Origin of the sequence: Rhodopseudomonas sp. AAP120 (assembly GCF_001295845.1) — a bacterium.
In the GTDB taxonomy this organism is placed as follows: Bacteria; Pseudomonadota; Alphaproteobacteria; order Rhizobiales; family Xanthobacteraceae; genus Rhodopseudomonas.
Map to the genome: position 1 here is coordinate 105395 of NZ_LJIC01000158.1, position 9451 is coordinate 114845.

Consider the following 9451-nt stretch of genomic DNA (forward strand, 5'->3'; position numbering starts at 1 on the left):
CTCCTGGGATGGCGGCGGCGCCGTGCCGTCCGCGTGAGGAATCAGCAGGCGCAGCTGAGTTTGGAAGCGAGCGCCTTGACGTCGGTGTGCGCCATCGGCACCGGATAGCTCGGCGGCACGGACGCGATCCGTCCGAGCGCGTCGATGTGATCGCCGGGCAGGCCGCGGGCGTGTGCGCCGGCGATGATGAAGTCGAGATAGTCGCGGCTCGGCGGCCGCGGCGGACCCATCTCGGTCTTGCGATGAAACAGCGCGTCGTAGGCGGTGCCGTCGGCGCCGATCACTTCAGCCGGATAGTGGAAGTAGGAGCCGCCGCCGTCGAGCTTGACGCCCTGCCAGGCATCGAAGCGGTCGAGTTCGGTGGCCGACAGCTCGTAGAGCACGCCCCACACCTCCGCGCCGGGCTGATCGAGCAGAGTCTCCAGCCCGCTGTCCCAGATCGCGGAGTAACCGTAGAAGCCCAGCGCGTAATCGGCGAGGCGCGCGGTCGCGACCGGCTTCGGCTTGCACAGCCGCACCATGATGTGCTCCGGATTGAGCGTCGCCCCATAGGCGAACAGCAGCGTGGTCGGCCGGCGGGCCGGCTTCGGACGCGCGAGGGTCGTGAGCGGCGTGGTAAGCGTACGGGTCATGTCGCCTCTGCCTGTTGTTTCGGGGTGATGATCGCGGCGACGCCGAGCCCGGGCAGCTCCATGATCTCGGCGTCCATGGCGAGCGCGCGCATCGCGCGCGAGAACCAGCGCGGGATGTGGTCGCAGACGAGATCGAGCTGCCGGAACGGCGTGCCGGCCAGGAACGGGATCAGGATGTCCCAGGAATTCAGCCAGGGATCGTCCTGCAGCAGCCGCACCAGATCGAGCCGGAAGTGGCCGCTGTGCTCGTCGCCGACCAGCACCGGCCTGATGTCGTCGAGATCGCTGCCGTCCAGATGATGGCGCCGGCGCCGCGTTCGGCGCCGCTCGGCGCGAGCATCCTTGGCGGCCTGCTGCGCGCGCTCGTTTTCCTTGCGGGCGATGGTCTCGAGCTGTGTGAACAACGGACCGTGCGACTGCCAGGTCTGAATGCCCATCTCCTGCAGCAGCGAGTTGACCACGCCGCGCACGCTTCTGGAGAGAAACAGCCGGCAGTCTTCCAGCTCGGGGACCATCGCGGCAAGCGAGGCGTGGATCTCGGCAAGCCCATCGTCCGGGCGCAGGCCGAAGCGGATGGTCTTGCGAACCTTCCAGACCTCGCCGCTCAGCTCGAACAGCAGGATCGCGCCCTTGTCCGAAACTCTGGCGATCTCGCCCTCGGCGTCGACGTAAGCAGCGATCTTCATCGATGGTCCCGCGGCTCGGTTGGAGGAGGAGAGTCCGGCGGCGGACATGGCAAACCGCCGCCGGACCAGATCTTGAGCGTGGTCACCACACGTTCAGGATCCATTCGCGGTTCTTCTTGACCTCCATGTCGTTGAACAACGTGTTGGCCATCTGTTCGGCGAGCCAGGTCGCGCCGGCGTAGCCGACGACGGGGTAGCGATACAGGCCGGCGCGGTCGTAGGTCGGGAAGCCGACCCGCAGCATCGGGATGTTGTAGTCGATCGCGACGAACCTTCCCTTGGAGTGGCCGAGGATCAGATCGAGTTCGAGCCCGTTCTTGATGCGATCCTCGAGTTCGAACAAATCGGCGTTGGTGATGATCTCCATCGGATAGTCGACGTTGTCCTTCAGCGCCGCGATCCGCGGGTCGGTGGCGTAGCCGGCGTGCTCGTCGCCGAGCAGCAGCAGCACCGGCTTCATTTCCAGATCGAGGCAATATTCGGCGAGGCCGAGCACCAGATCCGGATTGCCGTAGATCGCCACCTTCTTGTCGGCCAGGAACATGTGGGCGAGGTCGGTGATGGCGTCGAGCGCGATGCCGCGTTCCTTGACCAGCGATTCCGGGATCGGCTTGCCGGTCATCTCCTTGACGTTGCGCAGGAAGGTGTCGGTGTTGCGGATCCCGATCGGAGTCGGCCCGATCACCGCCGGCACGTCCCAGCGGGTCTGCAGCCAGGTGGCGGCGAGGCCACCTTCGTAGCGGTTGAGCGCGATGGTGCCTTGCGCGTCGGCGGTCGCGGTCAGCTCCGCGATCGTGGTCGAACCGTGCGACACCGCGCTCTTGTCCGGCATCAGCGGACTGTCGAAGCTCTCGATCTCGAACAGCACGTTGGCCTCGACCTGCATCTCGGCCAATAGGTGCTTGAGCTCTTTGACGTCGCCCGGATTGACCCAGCCGGTGATCAGATTGATTTTCAGGCTCGGCTTGTCCTTCTTGGAGAAGTGCTTGACGAAGTCGCGCACCGCGACGTCGTAGCCCGTCACCATGCTGCCGACGAAGCTTGGGCAGTGGATCGGGATCAGATGGACCTCGCGGTCCGGATACTTCACGTCGAGCAGTTCTTCCTGCAGCTTGGTGACGACGCCGTCGACGTCGTCGCCGATCACTTCGGTCGAGCAGGTGGTGATGATCGGCACCACCTTGACGTGCGGATAGCGCATCAGCAGCACGTCGACCGCTTCCTCGACGCGGTCGAGCGCGCCGAATACCGCGCCGTCCTCGTGCACCGACGAGGAGGCGATTTCGAAGCTCTCCTTCAGGTGCTGGGAGATCAGCAAGCGGACGAACATCACGCAGCCCTGGCCGCCGTGGACGATGCCGATGCAGTCCTTGATGCCGATCGAGGCGTATTGGGCGCCGGCCGGCTGACAGGTGAAGATCGGATTGATGGTGCCGATCCGGTCCTTCGGCTTGAATTGACAGTTCATGGCGGGGTCCAATCAGTAGTGCTTGTCGGTGAGCTCTTCGTTGAGCGAGCCGGTGACGGTGAGATAGTCGACGCGGGCGTGCAGCTCTCGCATCAGCGCCAGGATGTCGTCCTTGGACATCGCGGCGAACCACGGGCAGGTCGCCTGATAGGCGCGCTGCAGCGTCACCGAATCGACCCAGTAGCAGCGGTCTTCCGGCGTCTGCGGCGTGAACGGCTCGCCGGCGAGCAGCTTCGCGGCGATGCCGAGGATGCCCTCGTTCTGCCGCTTGCGGTCCCACGCCCGCGAGTGGAACTGCCAGAGACAGTTCTTCATGATCCAGTCGACCATCTGGTCGACACGGCTCTTGGTGACGTCGTCCAGCGCCTCATAGGCGGCGAGCGAGGCAGCCGCTGCGGCCGCGTCGGCGGGGAACGGATGTTCCGAGGCGACTTTGTAGGTGATCTTGGTCATGGGGCTCTCGTCTCACTCGGCCGCTTCGGCTTTGACGATCGGGGTGAAGTAGGGCGCGTTCTTCTTGCGAAGGTCGGAGATGATGTCGTCCTTGCCGGTGTAGCGCCGCAGCAACTCCGACTTGGCGATGTCCTCCGGCAGCTTCGCGTCCGACAGCATCCGCTGCGTGACGAAGCCGCGATCGGCTGGGATCTCGTCCTTGCTGATGTCGAGCCCGGAGAGCTGGTGCATCGGCGAGTAGATGCCGTTGTAGATGTCGCGGGCGAACCGCACCCAGCCTTCAAAGCCTTTGTAGGGGCCGTTGTGATAGGCGTGGGCGTTGAGGTAGGGGACGCGGACCTTCTTGGCGACTTCGCCGGGACGCTTGCCGGTGAAGATGATGTCCGGCTGCAGCTTCTCCAGCGCCTCGAGGCCTTCGAGCTCGTTGGGATCGTCGATCGCCAGCGCATCCTCGCCGCAGCGCGCGATGCCCTTCTCCATGTCGCCCTGGTGGCCAAACTTGGTGTAGACCGAGACGACCTTGACGCCCATCTCCTCTTCGATGGCGTGCGCCCAGTGCCACAGCTTGGAGCCGCCCGGCCACAGGCAGACCTTCTTGCCCTTCAGCCGCTCCTTGTACCAGTCGAGCTCCGGCTTCCAGCGCGCGGTCTCCTCGGCGATGATCGCCTCGGCGCGGTCTTCGATTCCGAAGAACATGCCGATCTTGCGCAGCGACTGCGACAGCGGTTCGAAGCCGAAGCCGTCGATGTCGAGCCGCGGAATGCCGTAGCGGACGCGCAGCTCATTGCAGATGTATTCGGCCGAGCGGGCGCATTCGAGCACGTTGAGGTGGGCACGGTGCATCGCCCGTAGGCCGTCATAGGTGCCGTTGCCGGTGAACGTCGACAGCACCTGGATGCCCATCCGGGTGAAATAGTCGAGCATCACCTCCTGGTCGCCCTGGATGTTGTATTCGCCGACATAGTTGATGACGTAGTCGGAGGTGATCTTCGGCTCGACGGTGCCGACCTTGTCGTTGATCCAGGCGATGTTGATCTTGTGGTGGCCGCCGGACTGGCTGGGACCGCCGAAGCCCGGCGAGTTGCAGGTGAAGATGTCGACGTCCGGCATCTCCTCCATCACCTCGGCGGCGACCGCGTTGATGTCGTCGCCGATCAGCGCTGTGGCGCAGGTCTGGTAGATCGTCATCCGCTTGATGTCGGGGCAGGCCTTGAACGCCTCGATGATGTTCTGCTTCAGCAGGCCTTCGGCACCGAACACGATGTGCTTTTCGCGGACATCGGTGGCGAAGGTGTATTTGAGCTGGAAGTTGTTGTTGTCGGAGATGTAGCGCTTGGTCTGCCAGGTGTCGTAGGTGCAGCCGACGGGGCCGTGACTCATGTGAATCACGTCCTTCATCGGCGTGCCGATCACATGCTTGGCGCCGCAATAGGCGCAGCCGCGCTCGGAGATCGATCCCGGGATGGTGTTGAGATAGCCGAGCGGAAGCGCGGTCGCGAGATTGTCGCCGGTGCCCTTGGTGACGGCGTGCTTCTTACGTTCGGGGAGACATTTCGAACAGTCGAACTCGTGATATGGCATCGTATTGTCCTCGTGCGGGAAGTACGCCGTCAGGCGCGGGTGCGCAGGTCAGTCCATCAGACCGTATTTCACGACCATCTTTTCGAGTTCATCCATCGTCAGCGGCTTCGGAATCACGAAGTCCTTGTTGTCGATGATGGCGGCGCCGAGCTGCTTGTATTCGAGCGCCTGATCGGCGGCCGGGTCGAACTCGGTGACGGTCTTCTTGTTGAACTCGGCCTTCTGCACGATGTTGTCGCGCGGCACGAAGTGGATCATCTTGGTGCCGATCGCCGCGGTGAATTCCTCGAGGAATTCGCGCTCGCCGTCGACCTTACGGCTGTTGCAGATGATGCCGCCGAGCCGCACGCCGCTCTGCTTGGCGTATTTGACGAGGCCCTTGCAGATGTTGTTGGCGGCGTAGATCGCCATCATCTCGCCCGAGGCGACGACATAGACTTCCTGCGCCTTGCCGTCGCGGATCGGCATCGCGAAGCCGCCGCAGACCACGTCGCCGAGCACGTCGAAGAAGATGAAGTCGAGATCGTCTGTGTAGGCCTTGTTGGCCTCCATCAGGTCGATCGCGGTGATGACGCCGCGGCCGGCGCAGCCGACGCCCGGCTCCGGACCGCCGGATTCGACGCAGCGGATGTCCTTGAAGCCGCTCTTCACCACGTTCTCGAGCGTCACCTTCTCGGCGCCGAGCGTGCGCAGCGTGTCCATCACGGTGTCCTGCGGCTTGCCGCCGAGGATCAGGCGGGTGGAGTCCGCCTTGGGGTCGCAGCCGTGAATGAAGATGTTCTTGTCGTGATAGAAGGCGAGCGCCGCCGCCGTGTTCTGCGTGGTCGTCGACTTGCCGATGCCACCCTTGCCGTAGATCGCCACCTTGCGGGTCATGGTCCGAAGCTCCTGCGATGAATTGACCGGGACGATGAGTGATCCATCGCCTCGGCATCAGGAACAGCAACGACCGTGCCAGAGGCCGCTCCGCGTCGGCCTGGTTTCGGAACTAACAATTCGGTTCGGAATCACTTCGTCGGTGCAGTGCGAGCGGCATGGAGTCGGCGGCTCTCGACGCGCGGCGATCCTGATGACACCGCCGGAGTGATCGCTGCGACCGCGCGTGGATTCGTTGACGAATCTCGTGGTCGATCGTGGATGGCTGTTAGTTCGCCGGGGCCGCGCCGGGAGAACGTCGGCGACGAAAGTGTTCGATCATGTTCGTTTCGGATTTGGAATCGACGTCCGGGTCAGTTCGCCCGCGCCGCTTGCCGGCTCCCTTAATCGAACCAATCGGTCGTTTTCACGGATTGGAAAAGTTCGCGCGCGTGCGTTTGGATGCGTATCGCGCCGACTATAGCGGTGAGCTGCGCCCACGTGTCGGTGCTTCAGCTCGCCGGCGCAGCGCGCTTTGCAGATTCAGGCCGCTCACCGGCCCTGGTGATTGGTCTCGTGCGCCGAAGGTGCGTCGCGTCACGAACCGGACAATGTCGTGTTGTCCGTTTTCGAACAATAACGCTGTTGAGTAAAATCAAGAGGTTAGAGCCTTTAGAACGGTGGCCTCGATATTGCTCAGCAGGGGCGATTAGCCCGAGGCGATTGCGATGAGCCGGAACGAAGTGGTCCCAGTCGAAGCCGAAGATCTGTCGGAAGAGTTCAGCCACTGCTTCACCGGCGAGTGCCGGGTCAACGTGCTGCCGCTGCTGTGCCGGGTCAGCAAGATCATCACCGAATGCGAGGATCTGGCGAAGACGCTGAAGCTGATCCTGTCGATCATGCGGACGCAGCTCCGGGTGCATCGCGGCGTCATCACGCTGTACGATCGCGAGTCGCAGACCATCTTCATCCACCAGAGTTTCGGGCTGTCGGAGGACCAGAAGGCGCGCGGCATCTACGCGCCGGGCGAGGGCATCACCGGCCAGGTCGTGGCGTCGGGCAAGACCATCATCGTGCCGCATCTGCGCGAGGATGCGCGCTTCCTCGACCGCACCAGGGCGCATGCCGACGCGTCGGCCAACACCGCGTTCGTCTGCGTGCCGATCGTGCACGCCGGCAAGGTGCTCGGCACCATCGGGGCGGAGCGCAGCTATCGCAATCGCCGCCTGCTGAAGCAGGACGTCGAGGTGCTGTCGACGATCGCCTCGATGATCGCCTCGGCGGTCGAACTGTATCTGCTGGAAAACGTCGACAAGGTCCGTTTGGAGAACGAGAATTCGAGGCTGCAGAGCGAACTGAAAGAACGCTTCAAGCCGTCCAACATCATCGGCAGCTCCAAGCCGATGCAGGCGGTGTACGACCTGATCCAGAAGGTGGCATCGACCAAGACCACCGTGCTGATCCTCGGCGAGAGCGGCGTCGGCAAGGAGCTCGCCGCCAACGCAATCCACTACAACAGCGCCAGCGCCGCCGGACCTTTCATCAAGTTCAACTGCGCGGCGCTGCCGGAGAACATCGTCGAGAGCGAACTGTTCGGACACGAGAAGGGCTCGTTCACCGGCGCCGTGGGGATGCGCAAGGGCCGGTTCGAACTCGCCGACGGCGGCACGATCTTTCTCGACGAGGTCGGCGAGCTCAGCCTGCCGATGCAGGCCAAGCTGCTGCGGGTGTTGCAGGAGCGCACCTTCGAGCGGGTCGGCGGCAACAAGCCGGTCAAGGTCGACCTGCGGATCATCGCGGCCACCAACCGCGATCTGCTCGACATGGTGGCGAAGGGCACCTTCCGCGAGGATCTGTACTATCGGCTCAACGTGTTTCCGATCACCATGCCGCCGCTGCGCGATCGCGGCAGCGACGTCATCCTGCTGGCCGATCATTTCGTGGCGCGCAGCTCGGTCGCGGCCGGCAAGGAGGTCAAGCGCATCTCGACGCCGGCGCTGAACATGCTGATGGCCTATCACTGGCCCGGCAACGTCCGCGAACTCGAGAATGTCATCGAGCGCTCGGTGATCATGTCGGACGACGGCGTGATCCACGGCTACAATCTGCCGCCCTCACTGCAGACCTCCGGCGAAAGCGGCACCAATTTCGGCTGCAGCCTCGAAGCCAAGGTCAAGGCGGTCGAATACGAGATGATCATCGAGGCGCTGAAGACGCACCACGGCAATACGACCGAGGCGGCCAAGGAACTCGGCCTGACGCGGCGCGTGCTCGGGCTGCGGCTCGACCGCTACGGCATCGATTATCGGATGTACAGGCGTTCCTATCTGGCCAAGCAGGCCGCCAAGGTGAAGCCGTGACGGCGGTCCTGTTAGCCGAATTGAGCAGGGACCGGCGCCGTGTCGCCGCAGCATCATTGGGGCGAAACCGGATCGATCGGCCGCGTCGGCGCGGCTGGAGGGCGCGATGACGGACAAGACCGATTTGAGCCTGCAGCTTCGCATCGTGCCGATCATCGGCCCCGGCAAGGTGCAGCTGCTCGAAGCCATCGAGCGCTTCGGCTCGATCTCGGGCGCCGCCCGCAGCATGGGGATGGCCTATCCGAACGCCTGGAAGCTGATCGACGATCTCAACGGCCATTTCCGCGCGCCGCTGGTCGACCGCATCGTCGGTGGCAAGCGCGGCGGCGGCGCGGCGCTGACCGACAATGGCCGCGCGGTGCTCAGCATCTTCCGCTCGATGCAGGCCAAGGCGCGTATCCTGCTGGGGTCCGATCTGGAAGCGCTGAGCTATCTGCTGGCGCCGAGCGCAACGGAAGCCGGCTGCCCGATCGTCGAGCGCGCGCTGGAGCCGGCGGAGTGCGCGGGCGATCCGGAAGCGGCAGCGCCGGTTCAGCTGCGGTCGCGCCGCTACTGATACGCCGCCACGATATCCGACACCGCGCGTTCCAGCTGCTTGGCGGTCGCGCATTGCCGGACCACGTTGCAGAACGGGGCGTAGCGCGGCATTTCGGAATCGCCCCAGCCCCAGCCCATGCGGCCTTCGGGATTGAGCCAGACCACGCGCTTGGCGCGTTCGGAGATCTCGCGCAGCAGATCGGTGCGTGGGTCGAGATTGTTGGTGCGGGCGTCGCCGAGCACGATCACGGTGGTCTTCGGCGTCACGCTGCGCAGATAGCGCTTCTCGAAATCGGCGAAGGAATTGCCGTAGTCGGACGAGCCGAACCCGACCTTGGACATGATCTCGCGCATCGCCGTTTCCGGCTCCTGCTTGTCGAGGATGTCGCTGACTTCGATCAGATGGCCGGAGAACGCGAAGGAGCGGACGTCGTCGACGACTTCGTGCAGGCTGTGGATCAGCAGCAGGAAGAAATCTGAGACCTGTGCGACAGATCCCGACACGTCGCAGATCGCCACGATCTTCGGCCGGTCGCGATGCCGGCGCTTCCAGGCGGTGAGGAACGGCACGCTGCCCCAGGCGGCGTTCTTGCGGATGGTGCGGCGGACGTCGAGATGGCCGCGGCGCTGCCGCTTGCGCGGCTTTGAGTAGCGCTCGCGCAGCCGCCGCGCGATGGCGCGGATCAGCGCCTTCATCTGCTCGACCTGGCGGCGTTCCAGCCGCGCCAGCGGCGCATTGCGCAGGATCTCGTTGCGCAAATTCTCGGTCTCTTCGCGGCCGTACAGCACCAGCGCCTGCGACACCATCTCGCGCACGCTGTCGCGCAGCCCGTCGAGCGCGGCGGCGAGCCGCTCGGCCTCGGCCGGGGGGGCGCCCTT

At 64.4% G+C, this 9451-nt stretch carries 9 protein-coding genes; 2 read left to right on the forward strand and 7 right to left on the reverse strand.

Translation table 11 applies throughout. The annotated features are described in order from the left end of the window. Window positions 1-41: 41 nt before the first annotated feature. The 6 genes from IP86_RS22940 to nifH all read right to left on the reverse strand — a co-directional run bounded on the left by IP86_RS22940 (window position 42) and on the right by nifH (window position 5696). Window positions 42-632, reverse strand: coding sequence for a gamma-glutamylcyclotransferase family protein (locus IP86_RS22940; protein ID WP_054164741.1), 591 nt, complete (start codon window positions 630-632; stop codon window positions 42-44). Then, window positions 629-1318, reverse strand: coding sequence for a Fe-only nitrogenase accessory protein AnfO (gene anfO, locus IP86_RS22945; RefSeq protein ID WP_054164742.1), 690 nt, complete (start codon window positions 1316-1318; stop codon window positions 629-631). Before anfO ends, IP86_RS22940 begins: the two co-directional genes overlap by 4 nt. An 82-nt stretch (window positions 1319-1400) precedes the next feature. Next, entirely contained in the window at window positions 1401-2786 is a 1386-nt protein-coding gene (gene anfK / locus IP86_RS22950; protein WP_054164743.1) for a Fe-only nitrogenase subunit beta, read from the reverse strand. A 12-nt stretch (window positions 2787-2798) separates the two neighbouring features. Further along, window positions 2799-3239, reverse strand: a complete 441-nt coding sequence (gene anfG / locus IP86_RS22955; RefSeq protein ID WP_054164744.1) for a Fe-only nitrogenase subunit delta — start codon at window positions 3237-3239, stop codon at window positions 2799-2801. Window positions 3240-3251: 12 nt separating this feature from the next. After that, entirely contained in the window at window positions 3252-4820 is a 1569-nt protein-coding gene (gene anfD, locus IP86_RS22960) for a nitrogenase iron-iron protein, alpha chain (protein ID WP_054164745.1), read from the reverse strand. Window positions 4821-4868: 48 nt separating this feature from the next. Continuing rightward, window positions 4869-5696 (reverse strand): nitrogenase iron protein, encoded by an 828-nt coding sequence (nifH, locus tag IP86_RS22965; RefSeq protein ID WP_054164746.1) that lies wholly within the window; start codon window positions 5694-5696, stop codon window positions 4869-4871. 707 nt (window positions 5697-6403) lie between these two features. Between nifH and IP86_RS22970 the strand changes: the two genes are divergently transcribed. Then, the gene (locus IP86_RS22970; RefSeq protein WP_054164747.1) at window positions 6404-8035 is read left to right on the forward strand and encodes a sigma-54 interaction domain-containing protein; all 1632 of its coding nucleotides are present in this window, start codon (window positions 6404-6406) and stop codon (window positions 8033-8035) included. A 106-nt stretch (window positions 8036-8141) separates the two neighbouring features. Then, window positions 8142-8591 (forward strand): winged helix-turn-helix domain-containing protein, encoded by a 450-nt coding sequence (locus IP86_RS22975; RefSeq protein ID WP_082364215.1) that lies wholly within the window; start codon window positions 8142-8144, stop codon window positions 8589-8591. Here the strand turns inward: IP86_RS22975 and IP86_RS22980 are convergent. Continuing rightward, a partial coding sequence (locus IP86_RS22980; RefSeq protein WP_156332598.1) for a VWA domain-containing protein occupies window positions 8585-9451 on the reverse strand: 867 nt, incomplete at its 5' end. The two genes, IP86_RS22975 and IP86_RS22980, sit on opposite strands and share 7 nt — an antisense overlap.